At 75.1% G+C, this 16,286-nt stretch carries 20 protein-coding genes; 11 read left to right on the top strand and 9 right to left on the bottom strand.

The window, feature by feature from the left end:
• Positions 1 to 83 precede the first annotated feature (83 nt).
• Positions 84 to 1,079: an aldo/keto reductase gene (locus CLV28_RS12530; protein WP_100423656.1), complete on the bottom strand. Its 996-nt coding sequence runs from the start codon at positions 1,077 to 1,079 to the stop codon at positions 84 to 86.
• Positions 1,080 to 1,160: 81 nt separating this feature from the next.
• Between CLV28_RS12530 and CLV28_RS12525 the strand changes: the two genes are divergently transcribed.
• Both CLV28_RS12525 and CLV28_RS12520 read left to right on the top strand, forming a co-directional pair.
• Positions 1,161 to 2,069 (top strand): aldose 1-epimerase family protein, encoded by a 909-nt coding sequence (locus CLV28_RS12525; protein ID WP_100423754.1) that lies wholly within the window; start codon positions 1,161 to 1,163, stop codon positions 2,067 to 2,069.
• A gap of 76 nt (positions 2,070 to 2,145) precedes the next feature.
• Positions 2,146 to 2,751: a GDSL-type esterase/lipase family protein gene (locus CLV28_RS12520; protein ID WP_170062670.1), complete on the top strand. Its 606-nt coding sequence runs from the start codon at positions 2,146 to 2,148 to the stop codon at positions 2,749 to 2,751.
• Positions 2,752 to 2,754: 3 nt separating this feature from the next.
• Here the strand turns inward: CLV28_RS12520 and CLV28_RS12515 are convergent, their stop codons facing one another.
• Together CLV28_RS12515 and CLV28_RS12510 are read right to left on the bottom strand one after the other, a co-directional pair.
• A complete protein-coding gene (locus CLV28_RS12515; RefSeq protein WP_100423655.1) occupies positions 2,755 to 3,357 on the bottom strand; it encodes a PadR family transcriptional regulator in 603 nt (200 codons plus the stop codon).
• Positions 3,357 to 4,223, bottom strand: coding sequence for a DUF4097 family beta strand repeat-containing protein (locus CLV28_RS12510; RefSeq protein ID WP_100423654.1), 867 nt, complete (start codon positions 4,221 to 4,223; stop codon positions 3,357 to 3,359). The genes CLV28_RS12515 and CLV28_RS12510 overlap by 1 nt, the downstream gene beginning before the upstream one ends.
• 286 nt (positions 4,224 to 4,509) lie before the next feature.
• Between CLV28_RS12510 and CLV28_RS16340 the strand changes: the two genes are divergently transcribed.
• Positions 4,510 to 4,584: a 50S ribosomal protein bL37 gene (locus tag CLV28_RS16340; protein ID WP_098459088.1), complete on the top strand. Its 75-nt coding sequence runs from the start codon at positions 4,510 to 4,512 to the stop codon at positions 4,582 to 4,584.
• Between the two features lie 129 nt (positions 4,585 to 4,713).
• Here the strand turns inward: CLV28_RS16340 and rsrA are convergent, their stop codons facing one another.
• Positions 4,714 to 5,028, bottom strand: coding sequence for a mycothiol system anti-sigma-R factor (gene rsrA / locus CLV28_RS12505; RefSeq protein ID WP_100423653.1), 315 nt, complete (start codon positions 5,026 to 5,028; stop codon positions 4,714 to 4,716).
• Positions 5,028 to 5,807, bottom strand: coding sequence for a sigma-70 family RNA polymerase sigma factor (locus tag CLV28_RS12500; protein WP_373314325.1), 780 nt, complete (start codon positions 5,805 to 5,807; stop codon positions 5,028 to 5,030). The genes rsrA and CLV28_RS12500 overlap by 1 nt, the downstream gene beginning before the upstream one ends.
• A 75-nt stretch (positions 5,808 to 5,882) precedes the next feature.
• On the opposite strand from CLV28_RS12500, the gene CLV28_RS12495 reads away from it, so the two are divergent.
• From CLV28_RS12495 to hisN, 5 genes are read left to right on the top strand one after another with little or no spacing between them, the layout of a single operon-like run.
• Complete coding sequence (locus tag CLV28_RS12495; RefSeq protein WP_100423652.1) at positions 5,883 to 6,449, top strand: ferritin; 567 nt, start codon at positions 5,883 to 5,885, stop codon at positions 6,447 to 6,449.
• Positions 6,446 to 7,075 (top strand): DoxX family membrane protein, encoded by a 630-nt coding sequence (locus CLV28_RS12485; protein WP_157802640.1) that lies wholly within the window; start codon positions 6,446 to 6,448, stop codon positions 7,073 to 7,075. The genes CLV28_RS12495 and CLV28_RS12485 overlap by 4 nt, the downstream gene beginning before the upstream one ends.
• Before the next feature lie 10 nt (positions 7,076 to 7,085).
• On the top strand, positions 7,086 to 8,402 hold the full coding sequence (gene aroA, locus CLV28_RS12480) for a 3-phosphoshikimate 1-carboxyvinyltransferase (protein ID WP_100423649.1): 1,317 nt from the start codon (positions 7,086 to 7,088) through the stop codon (positions 8,400 to 8,402).
• Positions 8,402 to 9,535, top strand: a complete 1,134-nt coding sequence (rsgA, locus tag CLV28_RS12475) for a ribosome small subunit-dependent GTPase A (protein WP_100423648.1) — start codon at positions 8,402 to 8,404, stop codon at positions 9,533 to 9,535. Before aroA ends, rsgA begins: the two co-directional genes overlap by 1 nt.
• A gap of 3 nt (positions 9,536 to 9,538) precedes the next feature.
• Complete coding sequence (gene hisN, locus CLV28_RS12470) at positions 9,539 to 10,318, top strand: histidinol-phosphatase (protein ID WP_100423647.1); 780 nt, start codon at positions 9,539 to 9,541, stop codon at positions 10,316 to 10,318.
• A 95-nt stretch (positions 10,319 to 10,413) separates the two neighbouring features.
• Here the strand turns inward: hisN and CLV28_RS12465 are convergent, their stop codons facing one another.
• The 3 genes from CLV28_RS12465 to CLV28_RS12455 are packed head-to-tail and all read right to left on the bottom strand — an operon-like array spanning position 10,414 to position 12,888.
• A complete protein-coding gene (locus CLV28_RS12465) occupies positions 10,414 to 10,947 on the bottom strand; it encodes a DUF6912 family protein (protein WP_100423646.1) in 534 nt (177 codons plus the stop codon).
• Positions 10,948 to 10,951: 4 nt separating this feature from the next.
• The gene (locus CLV28_RS12460; RefSeq protein ID WP_100423645.1) at positions 10,952 to 12,241 is read right to left on the bottom strand and encodes a CpaE/TadZ family protein; all 1,290 of its coding nucleotides are present in this window, start codon (positions 12,239 to 12,241) and stop codon (positions 10,952 to 10,954) included.
• The gene (locus CLV28_RS12455; protein ID WP_100423644.1) at positions 12,238 to 12,888 is read right to left on the bottom strand and encodes a hypothetical protein; all 651 of its coding nucleotides are present in this window, start codon (positions 12,886 to 12,888) and stop codon (positions 12,238 to 12,240) included. Before CLV28_RS12455 ends, CLV28_RS12460 begins: the two co-directional genes overlap by 4 nt.
• A 117-nt stretch (positions 12,889 to 13,005) precedes the next feature.
• Between CLV28_RS12455 and CLV28_RS12450 the strand changes: the two genes are divergently transcribed.
• A complete protein-coding gene (locus CLV28_RS12450) occupies positions 13,006 to 13,221 on the top strand; it encodes a helix-turn-helix domain-containing protein (protein ID WP_100423643.1) in 216 nt (71 codons plus the stop codon).
• A gap of 4 nt (positions 13,222 to 13,225) precedes the next feature.
• Here CLV28_RS12450 and CLV28_RS12445 read toward each other — a convergent pair whose 3' ends face one another.
• Positions 13,226 to 13,795: a hypothetical protein gene (locus CLV28_RS12445; protein ID WP_100423642.1), complete on the bottom strand. Its 570-nt coding sequence runs from the start codon at positions 13,793 to 13,795 to the stop codon at positions 13,226 to 13,228.
• Between the two features lie 453 nt (positions 13,796 to 14,248).
• Here CLV28_RS12445 and CLV28_RS12440 point away from each other — a divergent pair, with 453 nt between their 5' ends.
• A complete protein-coding gene (locus tag CLV28_RS12440) occupies positions 14,249 to 15,412 on the top strand; it encodes a hypothetical protein (RefSeq protein ID WP_157802639.1) in 1,164 nt (387 codons plus the stop codon).
• A 257-nt stretch (positions 15,413 to 15,669) separates the two neighbouring features.
• On the top strand, positions 15,670 to 16,245 hold the full coding sequence (locus tag CLV28_RS12435; RefSeq protein WP_100423640.1) for an Rv3235 family protein: 576 nt from the start codon (positions 15,670 to 15,672) through the stop codon (positions 16,243 to 16,245).
• Positions 16,246 to 16,286 lie beyond the last annotated feature (41 nt).

Here is a 16,286-nt window from a genome sequence, read left to right as displayed (position 1 = left end):
CGACCAGACGCCGACGGGCGCGACCGGAAGGTCGCGCCCGTCGGCGTTCGTGCGTCCGAAGACTCCGTGGCTGACCGCCGCTGCTACCAGCGCTCGTGCACGACCTCGCGCAGGTGCTCGTCGTAGATGTCGCGCACGCCCGCGTTGAACCGCGCGCCGAGCAGGCGGTCGCCGCCCGCGCCGGCGTTCGCGCGCGCCTGGTCGACCGACCGCGCGCCCGGGATCACGGTCGACACGCCGGGCTGCTGCCAGATCCACGCGATCGCGGCCTGCGCCGGCGTGAGGTCGTCCCCGACGACCGACTCCACGAGGCCGGAGAACTCGCGCGCCGCGCGCACGCCGGTGTCGTAGGGGACGCCGGAGAACGTCTCGCCGACGTCGAACGCCTCGCCGTCCCGGTTGTAGGTGCGGTGGTCGTCGTCGGCGAACGTCGTCTCGGCGGTGTACCGCCCGGAGAGCAGCCCCGAGGCGAGCGGGACGCGCGCGACGATGCCCACCCCGGCGGCCGACGCGGCGGGCAGGACCTGCTCGAGCGGCTTGAGCCGGAACGCGTTGAGGATGATCTGCACGCTCGCGACGCCGGGCCGCGCGATGGCCCGCAACGCCTGGTCGACGGTCTCCACGCTGACCCCGTAGGCCGCGACGGCGCCGTCCGCCACGAGCGTGTCGAGCGCGTCGAACACGGCGTCGTCGTCGTAGACGGCGGACGGCGGGCAGTGCAGCTGGACCAGGTCGAGCCGTTCGGTCCGCAAGTTCTTGCGCGACCGGTCGGTCCACTCGCGGAAGTTCTCGAGCACGTAGTTCTCGGGCACCTGCTCGACGCGTCGGCCCATCTTGGTCGCAACGGTGATGCCGTGCCCGGGGTTGTCGGCGAGGAACGCGCCGATGATCTGCTCGGAGCGGCCGTCGCCGTAGACGTCGGCGGTGTCGAAGATCGTGACGCCGGCCGAGGCCGCGGCGTCGAGCACCGCGAGCGCGTCGGCCTCGTCGACCTCGCCCCAGTCGGCACCGAGCTGCCAGGTGCCGAGTCCCACGACCGACACGAGCCGTCCGGTACGCCCCAGGATGCGGTATTCCATGGTCTCTCCTTCGTCCTCGGCCACGGAGTGCCGTCGCTCCGGGGCCGTGGAGCGGGCCCCGCTCGGCTACCGTACGTGAACGTGAACACCATCGCAGCGTCCGGGACGCAGCTCACGATCAGGCACCGCGACCACCGTGCGACGGTCACCGCGGTGGGTGCGACGCTCCGGGAGTACGAGGTCGGCGGCAGGCCCGTGATCGTGCCGTTCGCCGAGGACGAGCTCCCGCCGGCGTCGCACGGCGCGGTGCTCGCGCCGTGGCCCAACCGCCTCGGTGACGGGCGCTACACCTGGGACGGGCACGAGCTCCAGGTGCCGGTCAACGAGCCCGCGCGTGCCACCGCGCTGCACGGCCTGGTGTCGTGGCACCGGTGGGACGTCGTGGAGCACGCCGCCGACGCGGTCACGCTCGAGCTCGCCCTGCCGCCGTCCCCCGGCTACCCGTTCGCCCTGACGCTGCGCGTCACGTACGCGGTGTCGGACGACGGCCTGCGCGTGTCGCTCACGGCGACCAACCTCGGTGCTCAGGACGCCCCGTACGGCGTCGGGTTCCACCCGTGGCTGTCCCCCGGCGACGCCCGCGTCGACGACTGCACGCTCCGCGTCGACGCGCGCACCCACGTCACCACGGACGACCGGCTGCTGCCGACCGGCACCGAGCCCGTCGCGGGCGACCGCGACCTGCGCGAGCCGACGCCGCTCGTGGGGATCGACCTCGACGACGCGTGGGTCGACGTGACGCGCGACGACGCAGGGCTCAGCTGGGTGCGCCTCGCGGCCCCGGACGGGCGGACGGCGGCCGTGTGGGCCGACGCCTCGATGGACACCTGGCAGGTGTGCACGGGAGACCACGTCGGACGCGGCGCGCGCACGGGCGTGGCGGCCGAGCCGATGTCGTGCCTCGCGGACGCGTTCCGCACGGGCGACCGTCTCGTCCGGCTCGCCACGGGCGCCTCGCACGAGGTGCGGTGGGGGCTGACCCTGCTCTGAGCGCGCCGCGCGGGACGGGCTCCGGCCCGTGGAGCGGTTCGTGCTGGACAATGGAGCGAGCGACCAAGGAGCACACGTGGGTGAACGGGAACTGCGCATCTGCATCGTCGGCGACGAGCTGAGCGTCGGCGTCGGCGACGCCAAGGGCCTCGGCTGGGCCGGGCGGGTCCTCGCGCGCTCGCGCTTCGACCGCCCCGTCATGACGTTCCCGCTCGCGATGCCGGGCGAGACGACGACGGCGCTGAGCCAGCGCTGGGAGACCGAGGCGTTCCCCCGCTACGGCAACGAGGCGGAGTACGACAACCGCCTCGTGGTCGCCCTCGGCCGCCAGGACGCGCGCGCGGGTCTCTCGGTCGCGCGCTCGCGACTGAACCTCGCGAACATGCTCGACGTCGCGGACTCGCACCGGATCGCGACGTTCGTCGTCGGCCCTCCCCCGGGCCGCCCCGAGGACGAGGACCGGATCGCCGAGCTCTCGGCGGCCTTCGCGGACGTCGCGGCCAGGCGCCGGGTGCCCTACGTGGACACGTTCACGCCGCTCGTGAACCACGAGCAGTGGCACGCCGACATGGCGCAGAACGGCACGGGCTACCCCGCGCAGGCCGGCTACGGGCTCATGGCGTGGCTCGTGCTGCACACCGGGTGGCACGCGTGGCTGGGCCTGCCGGAGGACCCTGCCTGAGCGCTACCGCAGCGTCGCGCGCACCGCGGCGCGGGCCCCGTCGAGCACGGTGCGGAGCGTGTCGAGCGTGACGGGACCGATCGCGCTGCGCGCGTCCGCCTGCCGCAGCTCGGCGCGCAGGTCGTCCCGGAACGCGGCGAGCAGCGCCTCGGCCTCGGCCCGCCGCGCGTAGGAGTCCTCGCGGCGGGGGTCCGCCGACCCGGCCGCCCGCGGCCGCACCCGCTCGGCCTGCGCAGCGGCGGCGAGCTCGGCGCGCAGGCCGCGCATCGACTCGCGCACGTCGTCACGCACGGCCTGCGCACGGTCGCGCACGGTCGTCGCGATGTCCTGCTCGAGCGCCTCGACGTCGGCCGCGCGCGCGTCGAGCTCGGCCTGCCCCGCGGGCGTGAGCTGGTAGGTGGTCTTGCGGCCCGCGGCGTCGCGGCGCACGAGGCCCTCCTCCTCCAGCCGCGCGAGCCGCGGGTAGATCGTGCCCGCGCTCGGCCGGTAGGTGCCGCCGAACCGGTCGGACAGCTCGGTCATGAGCTCGTAGCCGTGCTTGGGCCCGGGGGCCAGGAGCACGAGCAGGTACAGCCGCAGCTCGCCGTGGGCGAAGACCGGGGGCATCAGAGGTCCGCCCCGTCGGTGATGCGCTCGTCGGCCGTGGGCAGCCCCCGCAGCACGGTCACGCTGCCCGAGACGGTGTTGACGGAGATCTGCCCGGCGTCCTTGCCCGTCGCGGGCACGACGACGCTGCTCTGCGCCCCGCGGCGGGCCGTGTGCTCGACGCCGTCGACCAGCACGCGGCCCGAGACGGTGTGGACGGTCTGCGCGAGCAGGTCGGGGGCGGGGACGCGCGCGAGCACGTCGCCCGAGACCGAGGAGACCTTGAGCTGGCGCGGCGTCACGCTGCTGTCGACCGTGGCGTCCGCCGAGACGGTCGAGACGCTGACCGAGGGCAGGGCGCCGGTCACGGTGAGCTCGCCCGAGACCGTGTTGGCGACGACCTCGCCGTCGTGGTCGCGGACCGTGACCTCGCCCGAGACCGAGTTGAGCCGGAGGTGGCCGGCGGTCCCGTCGACCACGACGCTGCCCGAGACCGTCGAGACGCTCGCCCCCTCGCGGACGCCCGAGAGCAGGCCCTCCGCCTGCACGACCCCGACCTTGACCGCGACGTTCGCAGGGACGGCGACGTGGACGTCGGCCGAGTCCCGGGCGCGGAACGAGCGGAACCGGTCGAGGAAGCCCTCGAGCCCGAGGAACGCGTACCCGACCTTGACCGTGCCGTCGTTCTTGAGCGACACCTCGAGCGGGCGGCCGTCGACCGCGTGCACCTCGACCCGGATGCCGGGCTCGTCGTGCGTGACGACGTCGACGCGCCCGCGCACGAGGCCCACCTCGAGGCGTGCGAGGGGGGCGTGCAGCGAGTCGCCCGCGTCGGCGGGCAGGTCGATCGTCTGGGGACCGGTCACGGTCCAGGTCTCGGTGGTCATGGCGAGGTCCTCCGGGTCGGGTGACCGCGCGCCGCCGGGCGACGTCCGCGGTCGTTCTGCTCTCGGCCTTCGGTCGTCGGGGAATCCATCGACGGGCCCGATCGCGATATATCGCGACGCAAGACACGTTATATCGCGTTTGGCGCCGGGGCAACCCCTGCGGTGTGGGACCATGGGAAGGATCAGATCCTGCGCGCCCGGCGACGCCACGTCACGAGCTCCGGGATCTCCCCCGTCGACGACCGGATCCTCGGTCTCGGTACGCCAGATCTTGAAGGAGACCACGATGAGCAAGCGCGGACGCAAGCGTCGCAGCCGCAAGGGCAACGCCGCCAACCACGGCCGTCGCCCCAACGCCTGAGCGCACGTCGGGTCCTCGACCCGCACGTCGCCGGGCAGCCGGTGCAGCACGAAGGGCCCGTCCCGCCGATCCTCACGGATCAGCGGGACGGGCCCTTCGTCGTCCGGCACGCCACGGGGGCGCCTCAGGTCAGAGCGACGGCTCCCCGACCACGAACGTCGTGGTCCGCGTGACCGAGATCTGCGCCTGGATGCGCAGTCGCAGGCTCTCGGGCGCCTGCTCGTGGCACGAGCGACGCACGAGCTGCTTGACGAGCTCCTCCGCGCTGAGCTCGGCCAGGCAGGGCGAGCAGTGGGCGATGTGCGCGCGCATCCGGGCCTCGTCCTCCGCCGTCATCTCCGAGTCGAGGTAGTCGTACAGGTGCGAGAGCGCGTGCTCGCACTCCGACTCCCCCTCGGTCGAGTGCGGGATCGGCGTCACGAGCCGCACGTCCTCGTCGTCCATCACGACTCTCCTCCTGCGCTGACCAGCCCTCGCTCGACCGCGTAGTCCGACAGCAGCTCACGCAGCTGCCGGCGCCCGCGGTGCAGCCGGGACATCACCGTCCCGATGGGTGTACCCATGATCTCCGCGATCTCCTTGTAGGGGAACCCCTCGACGTCCGCGTAGTACACGACCATGCGGCGGTCCTCGGGAAGCTCCTGGAGGGCGCGCTTGACGTCCGAGTCGGGGAGGCGGTCGAGCGCCTCCGACTCGGCGGACCGCAGTCCCTGCGACGTGTGCGACGCCGCGCGCGCGATCTGCCAGTCCTCGACGTCCTCCGCCTGGGACTTCTGCGGCTCGCGCTGCTTCTTGCGGTACGTGTTGATGAACGTGTTCGTCAGGATCCGGTACAGCCAGGCCTTGAGGTTCGTGCCCGGGCGGTACTGGTGGAACGCCGCGAACGCCTTCGCGTACGTCTCCTGGACGAGGTCCTCGGCGTCCGTCGGGTTGCGCGTCATGCGCAGCGCGGCCGAGTACAGCTGGTCCACGAACTGCAGCGCGTCGCGCTCGAAGCGCGCGCCCCGCTCGGCGTCGCTCTCCTGCGGGGCACGATTCGTGTCGTCGCCCAGGTCCACGCTCTCGTCGGTCATCACGACCGAGCCTAGCCCGGACCCCCGGCGTCCGGCGGTCGACGGGCGCGCGGTCGCCGCGGACGGCGCGCGCCGGGCCCGCGCGGGCAGCACGACCTGGACCTCCGACGCCGCGGCGTCGGGCGTGGTTTCTACGAGGCACGTCACGATCGGTGCAACCCGCGCCCCGCGGCGAACATTCCCGCCCCGGATGTCAGTGCCCCGGCAGGTGGTTACGGTGGCCCCATGAGCACCTCGGACACCCTCGACGCGGCGCAGACCGCGAACCGCTCGTACCTGACCCTCCTGCAGGAGCAGGTCGGGCACGAGCTCGACGCCCACCAGCAGTACGTCGCCATCGCCGTCTGGTTCGACGCGAACGACCTCCCCCGCCTCGCCGCGCACTTCTACCGGCAGGCGATCGAGGAGCGCAACCACGCGATGATGATCGTGCAGTACATGCTCGACCGGGACATCCCCGTGACGATCCCCGGCACCGACCCCGTGCGCAACGACTTCCTGTCCGTGACCGAGCCCCTCGAGCTCGCGCTCGCGCAGGAGAAGCAGGTCACCGACCAGATCGAGGCGATCTTCCGGGCCGCGCGCGCCGAGGGCGACGCGATCGGGGAGCAGTTCATGCTCTGGTTCCTCAAGGAGCAGGTCGAGGAGGTCGCCTCCGCGAACACCCTGCTCACGGTCGCCCGCCGTGCGGGGGACAACCTGTTCGACCTCGAGAACTTCGTCGCCCGGGAGACCATCGGCGACGCGGGCGAGTCGGCCGACGCGCCCGAGGCAGCCGGAGGTGCCCTGTGATCCTGCGTCGTTTCGCGCGACCCCTGCTCGCGTCCTGGTTCGTGTACGAGGGCCTCGGTGCCGCCCTGCGCCCGGCCGAGCACGTCGCAGCGGCCCGGGCCGGCGCCGACCTCGCCGCGGGCAACGTCGAGCAGGTGCCCGAGCTCTCGGACACCCAGCTCGGCCTGCTCGTGCGGGCCCACGGCGTCGCGACGGTCGTCGCCGCCGGGTTCCTCGCGATCGGCAAGGCCCCGCGCACCGCGTCGCTCACGCTCGCCGCGCTGACCGTGCCGCTCGCGGTCGTCAACCAGCCGTTCACGGGCAACGACCGCACGCGCACCGAGCGCACCGAGCGGTTCGTGCGCAACCTCGGCGCGATCGGTGCCGCGCTCATCGCCGGTGCCGACTACGAGGGCCGGCCCGGGGTGCAGTGGCGCGTCGAGCGCGCGCGCAAGGACCTCGACGCGACCCGGCGCGCCAAGGACGCGGTCACCGGCGTCGAGAAGTCCGTCGGTCGGGGCGCGCGCCGTGCCCGGCACGCGGCCCGCGACGCCCGCCGGGCCGCCCTGCTCGAGGCACGACAGGCCCAGGCCACCGCGCGTCGCGTCCTCAAGACGGCTCAGGAGGCCGTGCCCGGGGTCGGCTAGATTGAGCCGCATGACGAGCGCCCCTGCACCCAGCACCGCCACGCCCGCCGACCTGTGGGAGGCGCCCGTCGGGGAGGCCGCGCTCGCCGCGACCGTCGAGGTGCCCGGCTCGAAGTCGCTCACCAACCGGCTCCTCGTCCTCGCCGCGCTCGCCGACGGTCCCGGCGTGCTCCGCGGCGCCCTGCGCAGCCGTGACTCCGACCTCATGGCCGCCGCGCTGCGCTCGCTCGGCGTCGAGGTGACGCAGGGCGAGACCCCCAGCACGCTGCACGTCGTACCGGGCACCCTGCGCGGGGACGTCGACGTCGACTGCGGACTCGCCGGGACCGTCATGCGGTTCCTCCCGCCCGTCGCGGCGCTCGCCGACGGTCCCGTCCGGTTCGACGGCGACGCGGGCGCACGGGTGCGCCCCATGGGGCCGGTGCTCGACGCGCTGCGCGGCCTCGGCGTCGGCGTCGACGACGGTGGTCGCGGCCTCCTGCCGTTCACCGTCACGGGTCACCAAGGTGTGCGCGGCGGGACGGTCGACGTGGACGCCTCGGGGTCGAGCCAGTTCGTCTCGGGCATGCTGCTCGCCGCCGCCCGGTTCGACCAGGGGCTCACGCTCCGGCACACCGGCCCGACCCTGCCGAGCCTTCCGCACATCGCGATGACCGTCGAGACGCTGCGCGAGGTCGGCGTCGAGGTCGACGACTCGCGACCCGGGATCTGGCAGGTCTCCCCCGGCCCGATCGCCGCACGCGACGTCCACGTCGAGCCCGACCTGTCCAACGCGGCGCCGTTCCTCGGCGCGGCGCTCGTCGTCGGCGGCAGCGTGAGCATCCCCGGGTGGCCCACCGTCACGACCCAGCCCGGCGCGATGCTGCCCGAGCTCCTGACCGCCATGGGCGGCACCGCGACCCTCGCCGACGGCGTCATGACGGTCACGGGGACCGGCGAGATCCACGGCATCGACGTCGACCTGCACGCCGCGGGCGAGCTCGCGCCCAACGTCGCGGCCCTCGCCGCGCTCGCGGACTCGCCGTCACGGCTGCGCGGCATCGCGCACCTGCGCGGCCACGAGACCGACCGGCTGGCCGCGCTCGCGACCGAGATCACGCGCCTGGGCGGCCGCTGCGAGCAGACGTCCGACGGGCTCGTCATCACGCCGCGGCCGCTGCACGGCGCGACGTTCCGCACCTACCACGACCACCGCATGGCGACGACGGCCGCGATGATCGGCCTGCGCGTGCCCGGCGTCCAGGTCGAGGACGTCGACACGACCGCCAAGACTCTCCCGGGGTTCACGGGCATGTGGGACCGCATGCTCGCGGGCGGGCCCGCCTGATGGGTCGCCGGCCGCGCGACGAGTCGGACTTCCGCGACCGTCCCGGCAAGCGCGGGTCGCGCCCGCGCACCAAGATCCGCCCCGAGCACACCGACGCCGTCACCGGGTTCGTGACCGGGGTCGACCGCGGCCGGTACACGCTCCTGGTGGTCGACGGCACGACGGACGAGGGCACGGTCGGCGACCACGCGACGGCCGACGACCCTGCCCGTGCCGGGGTCCGCACCCGCACGATCGTCGCGATGAAGGCGCGCGAGCTGCACCGCGACCGCGTGGTCTGCGGCGATCGCGTCGACGTCGTGGGCGACACGAGCGGCGACGAGGGATCGCTCGCGCGGATCGTCCGCATCCAGGACCGCACCGCGACGCTGCGCCGCACGGCCGACGACACCGACCCGTACGAGCGGATCGTCGTCGCCAACGCCGACCAGCTCGTGATCGTCACCGCGCTCGCGCAGCCCGAGCCGCGTATCCGCATGATCGACCGGTGCGTCGTCGCCGCGTACGACGCGGGGATGGACGTCACGCTCTGCCTGACCAAGGCCGACCTCGCCGACCCGACCCCCCTGCGCGAGCTCTACGAACCCCTCGGGGTCACCGTGCTCGTGACGCGGCGCGACGGCGGCGACGGCACCGCGCCGCGCGCCGACGCGCCCGACGCGGGCGACGACCCCCTCGGTCCCGTGCGCGCACAGCTCGAGGGCAAGATCTCGGTGCTCGTCGGCCACTCGGGCGTGGGCAAGTCCACGCTCGTCAACGCGCTCGTGCCCGACGCCGCGCGCGCGACCGGGGTCGTCAACGCGGTCACGGGTCGTGGACGCCAGACGTCGACCTCGGCCGTGGCCCTGCCCCTGCCCGACGCCGCGGGCTGGGTCATCGACACGCCCGGCGTCCGGTCGTTCGGCCTCGCGCACGTCGAGGTCGAGCACCTGCTCGCCGCGTTCGAGGACCTCGCCGCGGTCGCGGTCGAGTGCCCGCGCGGCTGCACGCACGCCGAGGACGCCCCCGACTGCGCGCTCGACGCCTGGGTCGCGGCGGGCGACGACGGCACGGGCGAGGCGTCGCAGCAGGTCCGGGCCGTGCGTGTCGAGTCGTTCCGACGCGTCCTGGCCGCCCGGACCGCTACGGTGTGACGCATGACCCGGTACGACGACGACCTCCGCCTCGCCCACGTGATCGCCGACCAGGTCGACTCCCACACCATGAGTCGGTTCAAGGCGCTCGACCTGAAGGTCGACACCAAGCCCGACACGACCCCCGTCTCGGACGCCGACACGGCCGCCGAGGAGATGATCCGCTCGACGCTCGGTCGCGCGCGCACGCGTGACGCGATCGTCGGCGAGGAGTTCGGCGAGACCGGGCACGGGTCACGCCGCTGGGTCGTCGACCCGATCGACGGCACCAAGAACTTCGTGCGTGGCGTGCCGGTGTGGGCGACCCTGATCGGCCTGCTCGACGGCGACGAGTGCGTCGTCGGGCTCGTCTCTGCGCCCGCGCTGGGCAAGCGCTGGTGGGCCGCCAAGGGATCCGGTGCGTGGACCGGCAAGTCGCTCGCCGCCGCGACCCGCATGCACGTCTCGGGCGTGAGCGACCTCGCGGACGCGTCGCTGTCGATGTCGAGCCTGTCCGGGTGGGAGGAGCGCGGGACCCTCGACGGGTTCCTCGACCTCACGCGCGAGGTGTGGCGCGTGCGCGGCTTCGGGGACTTCTGGAGCTACATGCTCGTGGCCGAGGGCGCCGTCGACGTCGCCGCCGAGCCCGAGCTCGCGCTGCACGACATGGCGGCGCTCGTTCCCATCGTGACCGAGGCCGGCGGCACCTTCACCGCGCTCGACGGGACCCCGGGGCCGTTCGGCGGCAACGCCGTGGCGACCAACGGCCTGCTGCACGCGAAGGTGCTCGACCGGCTCGGCTGAACGGACCCGCACACCTCGACGCCCCGCCTCTCGGGCACGGGCCCGGCGCCGCGCCGGTCACGTCACGCGGCCGGTCACGTCACACGGCCGCTCCGTCACGCGCGCGGGATCTCGGCGATCTCCGACCAGTCGTACCAGAGCAGGTTGCGCTCGGTGACCCGGTCGAGGGCGGCGTCGAGAGCCGGGTCGTCCCCCGCGTCGGCCGCCGCGAGGACCGCGGCGACGTCGTCCGCGGCCGTGGTCTCGTCGACGTGGACGCACACGATCGCGACCTGCGGGACCGACGCGACGACCGCGACCGCGCTCGGCGCGGGGTCGTCGCCCAGGTCGGCGTCCTCGGGCGGCAGCACCGCACCCACGACCTCGACCGCGGAGTCAGGCACCTCGACCGTCACGACCGCGCGCTGGCGCGGGGCGTCGACCCGGCCCGCGACCAGGGCGAGCGAGTCGTCGGCCGCCTCGAGGGCGGCGAGGAACTCGAGCCCCTCGTCGTCCTCGTCGGGGTAGCTCTGCGCCAGCGGGCCGGTCACCGCGTGGGCCGCACGCGGCGCGAGGTCCCACCGCGCCGCGTCAGGGGTCGAGGAGACGGCGTCGAGCTCGTCCAGGGTCACGGGCACGTAGAGGCGCATGTGCTCAGTGTGCCTGCTCGGGCACCCGCCGCGCTCCCCCGCGGCGCGACCCGCCGCGCACGCGGCCGGCCCTGCCGGCGGGGGCACCGTGCAGGGACTCCGCGAGCCGGACGATCTCGGCCCGCACCGCGGACCCCGGGGAGGCGTCCCGGAGGGCGAGCCCCGCGAGCAGGGCGCGGTCGCAGGCGACCGGGTCGTCGGGCAGGACACGCACGTCCTGGACGCCCGCGAACCGCGCGAGCACCTCACGGACCGCCTGCGCCGGTCTCGGCCCGGCCGCGCTCGCGCGGACCCGGTTGACCGCCACGACCCGCTGCGCGCCCACCGCGACCCCGAGGTCGTCGAGGTCGCCCACCGCACGTACGAGGCGGCGCACCCCAACGGCGTCGGCCCCGCCGACCACGAGCACGACGTCCGCGGCACGCAGGGCCGAGAGGGTCGCGTCGTCACGCTGCGTCGCGAGCGGGTCGAACCCCGCGAGCACGTCGCGCTCGATGCCGAACCCGCAGTCGACCACGACCCAGGCCGCGAGGCCGCGCGCGACCTCCCACACCGTGTCGAGCGCGGGTCCCGAGAGCTCCGTCCACCGCGAGGGCGTCGCGATGCCGGTCAGCACGACCGTCCCCGGCCCGACGAGCGCGCCGACGCCCGCGAGCGCCTCGACCGTGAGCACGCCCTGGTTGGCGACGCGTGCCGCGGCGACGAGGCCGGGGCCCTCCTCGAGCAGTCCGAGGTGCTGCGCGACCGCGCCCCCGTACGTGTCCGCGTCGGCGAGCAGCGCGCCGTAGCGCGACGGGTCGGTACCCAGCGCGCCAAGCTCGGCGGCGAGGTTGACCGCGAGCGTCGTGCGCCCGGGCGCGCCGGTCGGGCCCCAGACCGCGAGGACCTTGCCGCGGCCCTGGACCGGGCGAGGCTCGCGCACCGGCGCGGGGCCCGGCAGCGTCGCGGTGCCCGCGCGCACGGCCGAGACGAGCACACGGTCGGGGTCGGACCGTTCGACGACCGCGTCGGCCCCGACCGCGGGTGCGGCGTCGCCCGTGCCGAGCAGGAGCACGACGCGCATGCCCGCACGGTGGAGCCGGTCGACGGCCACGACGTCGAGCGTGCAGGTCTCAGGGTCGACCAGCGCGACCTGGCCGAGCCCCGCGGTGGCCGACGCGAGGAGCTCGACGAGGTCCCCGCACCGGCGCGCGACGCTGGTCCCCGCACCCGGCGCGCTGAGCGCGCCGACGCACCGTACGTCGTCCGCCCCCGAGAGCAGGGTCAGGACCTCGACCTGCTGCGACGTGCTCACGAGGAGACCGGCAGCACGTCGACCGTGCCGGGCGATGCGAGCGCCGCGAGGACGTCGGCGAGCCGGTCGACCGGGACAAGGACGTGCACGGTCGCGGACCCGGCGCCGACGAGTCCGCCCTCGGCACGCTCGACCGCGTCGACCGTCGCGGCCTCGACGAGCACGCGCGGGGCCTCGGGGGCCGCGTCGTCGGGTCGCGCGTCGGAATCGGGCACGAACCAGACTTCGACCAGGCTGCCGTCGTCGACCCGGTCGGACAGCGCGCCCGTGACCGCGAGGCCCACGGGGCGCAGGTCCGACTCGGCGGGGCCGAGCGCGTCACGAGGCACGAGCTCGCCCGCACCGACGGTCCTGCTCACGCGCGCCCCCTCGGGCAGCTCGCCCGCGAGCAGGTAGTGGTCGAGCTGGTCGGCCGGGACCCGCACCGCGGCCGTGCTGACGTGGTCGGCGCCGACCGCGTCGCCCGCGGTGAGGACGTCACGCGCGACGTAGACCTCGACGGTGCGGCTCGCGCTCGTCACGGCCCAGGAGCCGAGCGCGACCGACGCGCCGACCAGGACGAGACCGCCGAGCAGCCGGGGGTCCCGCGCGCCGGGGCGTCGGAACCGGGCAGGCTCCGGGACGGGTGGTCGGGCGATCGAGGTCATGCGGCTCTCCGTCCTGGTGGGTGGGCGTCGTGGCACATCCTTGCGGGTCCGGGCGCGCCGCGCCGGAGGCCTGTGGACGACGGGTGCGGACCGGGGTCGCCGTGTCACAATCCGGGAATGGCCCAGCGATTCCTGACCCTCGCCGACGTCACCGAGGAGCTCAACATCTCCGCAGGTGCCGTCTACCAGCTCGTGCGCAGCGGTGAGCTCCCCGCGATCCAGGTCGGTGGTCGGGGGCAGTGGCGCGTGGAGGTCGCCGAGCTCGAGGCGTACATCCAGCGGCTCTACTCCGAGACGCGCTCGCGGATCGACGCGGGCGACCTCGGGCGCTGACGGGTCACCGGCGGCTGATGCGCAGGACGGCGCCGAACGGCACCGTCCAAGGGGTGCGGCGTGCGCTGCCAGGCGTCCCGCCCGGGTCGGCGACGTCCAGGTGATCGGCGCCGACCAGCGCGACGGCGCCGGTGAGCGTCCGGCCGCGCAGGTGGACGTCGACGAGCGCACGCTCCGTCGCAAGGGCACGCACCGCGCTCGCCCAGGTCGCCGTCCGCGGTGACGGGCCCGCGGCCGGGTCGTCCGTCCGCGCGCGCACCCCGAGGCCGCGGACGACGTCCACCGCCGCCGTCCGCACGAGGTGGCGACCGCTCCCGGCCGCCAGGAGGAACCAGCCGGAGCCGGCGTCCGTGACGGTGCCGTCGAGCTGGGTCCCGTCGGCGAGGACGACGTGCACCGCGCCCAGGTGCGTCTGGCCCACGTGCGCCGCGCCCGCGTGCGCCGCGAACCGCGCGTCGAGGCCGACGCGGGCGCGCTCGGCCGCGGCGAGGTCGGACGCCTGCAGGGCCTCCTCGGCACGCCGCTCGGCGTCGAGCGGGCCGTCGAGGTCGCCCAGGAGCCTGTCCCACCGCATCGCCGGAACGTAGCGCCGCGCGGCTCCGAGATCGGTGACTTGTCCACAATGCGGTCGGACCTCTTGCCACCCTCGCTCGCTTCCAGTTTGATCGTCACACGCAGAGAGCACCAAACGCCATCAAACGGCACGTGCACTCATCGGACGACCACGATCGCAGGGGGCGAAGTGGCACGGATCGACGGACGTACCCGGACACCGGGACGATCGGTGGCATCGGCCACGACGCGAACGCGTCCCGCGCGCGAGCACGCACCCGGCACGCGGGTGCCCGGAGCGTGGGCGCACGAGCGTCAGGCGCACGAGGGTCAGGCGCACGAGGACCAGGCGCACGAGGACCAGGCGCTGGACCCCCGGGCACGCACCGCACCGGCACGCGGGCCTCGGGCGCACGCGGATCCGGACGGTGGCGCACGGGCCTCGGGGCCGGGCGCGCGAACCGGCACGCTCGTCGTGCGGACCGCGCTTTCGCTCGGTGCGACCACCGTGCTCCTCCTCGTGCTTGCACTTCTCCTCACCAGGCACACCATCAGCCTGTGGTCGCTCGTCGTCACCCCACCCGCCGGCACGCAGGTCGGCCCGGACCTCGTTGTCGGCACGCTCGCCACCGGCCTCGGCGCGGCGGTCGCGGCGTGGCTCGGCGCGTGGACCGGCGTGGCCTGGGCGTGCGTCGTGCTGCGCGCGGCGGGGACGGCGTGGCGGACGGGCGAACGCCTTGTGGTCGAGCACGCGCCCGGGGTCGTGCGCCGCGCGGCGCGGATCGGCGCCGCCGCCGGCGTCGGCGCGTCGCTGCTCGTCGGCGGGGCCGCGCACGCCGCCCCGCCGACCGACCCGGCGCTCGTCGCGGCCACCGCGGCCACCGCTTCCACTGCGTCCACCGCCGACGGCGGCGGGTCAGTCCCCCGCGCGTCGGACCTCGGGTGGCAGCGCAGCAGCGCGACGCCCGGAGGCCTGGCCGTAGGCGGGGCGTCGACGGTCGACGGGGGCGCCGAGACCGACAGGACGACGGCCGACGACGCGGTGCCCGCCCATGACTCGTCGTCCGCCGATGGCACCGCGGCCCACGAGAGCACGGCGCCCGGCGACACGCAGGAGCACGCCGGACAGGACGACGCCGAACACGGCGATGCCGGGCAGGACAACGCCGGACACGGCGATGCCGGGCAGGACAACGCCGGACACGGCGATGCCGGGCAGGACGACGCCGGACACGGCGATGCCGGGCAGGACGACGCCGATGCCCAGCACGCGCAGGGAGAACAGCCCGCGGTCGCGACGCAGCACGGTGGCACGCCTCAGGGCACGCAGGAGCCCAGCTCTCCGGGCGACGGAACGGACGGCGAGACGTCGCCTCCCGCGGTGACGAGTCCCCCTCCCGCCGGCACGTCCACACTGGGCGACGGCTCGGCCGGGGCGTCGGGCGCCCGCGCCGGCAACGAGGTCGTCGTGCTGCGCGGCGACACGCTCTGGGCCATCGCCGCACGAGCGCTCCCCGCCGGCGCCTCGGACCAGGCCGTCGCCGCGGCGAGCACCCGGTGGTTCGAGGCCAATCGCGACGTGATCGGCACCGACCCCGACCTGATCCTCCCCGGCCAGGTCCTGCGCGCGCCGACCTGACCGGCCGGAGCAGGTCGGCGCGGAACGAGGGCACGCCCGTGCAGCCCGTCCGTGCAGCCCGTCCGTGCAGCCCGTCGATGCGGTACGGCGTGCGGCGCCGCACGTCCCGCACCAGCACCAGCACCAGCACCAGCCACACGACGCACCACGCACCACGCACCACGCACCACGCAAGACGCAAGACGCACCACACCGTGCGGCGCCCTGCCGCACCCGCACGTGTCACAGATCCCCGCAACGCCGCGAAGGAGCACACGATGTCCGCGACCATCACCGCCAGCCCTGCCCTGAACCGAGGCAGCGCAGCACCGACCCTCAGCGTCGAGCAGAGCTCGCCCGCGATCACCGCAGTCGCTGTCCCGCGCCCCGCGCGCCGTTCGACCAGGCCCGCCGGGACGCCGCTCGGCGCACCCCCGGTGCTCGACGTCTCGCACGTGCGGCGCCCGGGTCCGCACCGCGCGTCCGCGCGCCCGCTGCCGAGCGGCGCCGCGACCAGCACGCGGCTGCCCGACCCGACGGGTGTGGCGTGCGCCGTGGCGCGGACCGCCCTCGAGGTGCTGCGCGGCGAACGGCCGGTCGCCCAGCTCGTGCGGTGGGTCTCGCCCGACGTCTACGAGGTGCTGGGGCGTCGTGCCCGGCTGCTGCGCGACGCGCCCGGGTCACGCACCGCGCGCGACCGCGTCGTCGTGCGGCGGTCCCGGACGGTCCGCCTCGGGGACGACGCGGCCGAGGTCACCGTCGTCCTCGTCGACGGCCCCCGCCTGCGGGCCGCCGCCGCGCGGGTCGAGGTGCACCGCGGGACGTGGCGCGTGGTCGCCCTCGAGATCGGCTGAGGACGACGACGGGCCCCCGCCGTCGTCCGGCAGGGGCCCGT

The sequence above is a fragment of the Sediminihabitans luteus genome (genome assembly GCF_002797595.1).
Lineage (GTDB): Bacteria > Actinomycetota > Actinomycetes > Actinomycetales > Cellulomonadaceae > Paraoerskovia > Paraoerskovia lutea.
This window is presented reverse-complemented; position numbering and strand designations above follow the sequence as displayed.

Excerpts from the sequence above, each read along its gene's own strand:
- CLV28_RS12530 (WP_100423656.1), bottom strand. The coding sequence starts at position 1,079 with ATGGAATACCGCATCCTGGGGCGTACCGGACGGCTCGTGTCGGTCGTG.
- CLV28_RS12515 (WP_100423655.1), bottom strand. The coding sequence starts at position 3,357 with ATGCCCCCGGTCTTCGCCCACGGCGAGCTGCGGCTGTACCTGCTCGTG.
- CLV28_RS12510 (WP_100423654.1), bottom strand. The coding sequence starts at position 4,223 with ATGACCACCGAGACCTGGACCGTGACCGGTCCCCAGACGATCGACCTG.
- rsrA (WP_100423653.1), bottom strand. The coding sequence starts at position 5,028 with ATGGACGACGAGGACGTGCGGCTCGTGACGCCGATCCCGCACTCGACC.
- CLV28_RS12495 (WP_100423652.1), top strand. The coding sequence starts at position 5,883 with ATGAGCACCTCGGACACCCTCGACGCGGCGCAGACCGCGAACCGCTCG.
- aroA (WP_100423649.1), top strand. The coding sequence starts at position 7,086 with ATGACGAGCGCCCCTGCACCCAGCACCGCCACGCCCGCCGACCTGTGG.
- rsgA (WP_100423648.1), top strand. The coding sequence starts at position 8,402 with ATGGGTCGCCGGCCGCGCGACGAGTCGGACTTCCGCGACCGTCCCGGC.
- hisN (WP_100423647.1), top strand. The coding sequence starts at position 9,539 with ATGACCCGGTACGACGACGACCTCCGCCTCGCCCACGTGATCGCCGAC.
- CLV28_RS12465 (WP_100423646.1), bottom strand. The coding sequence starts at position 10,947 with ATGCGCCTCTACGTGCCCGTGACCCTGGACGAGCTCGACGCCGTCTCC.
- CLV28_RS12455 (WP_100423644.1), bottom strand. The coding sequence starts at position 12,888 with ATGACCTCGATCGCCCGACCACCCGTCCCGGAGCCTGCCCGGTTCCGA.
- CLV28_RS12450 (WP_100423643.1), top strand. The coding sequence starts at position 13,006 with ATGGCCCAGCGATTCCTGACCCTCGCCGACGTCACCGAGGAGCTCAAC.
- CLV28_RS12445 (WP_100423642.1), bottom strand. The coding sequence starts at position 13,795 with ATGCGGTGGGACAGGCTCCTGGGCGACCTCGACGGCCCGCTCGACGCC.
- CLV28_RS12435 (WP_100423640.1), top strand. The coding sequence starts at position 15,670 with ATGTCCGCGACCATCACCGCCAGCCCTGCCCTGAACCGAGGCAGCGCA.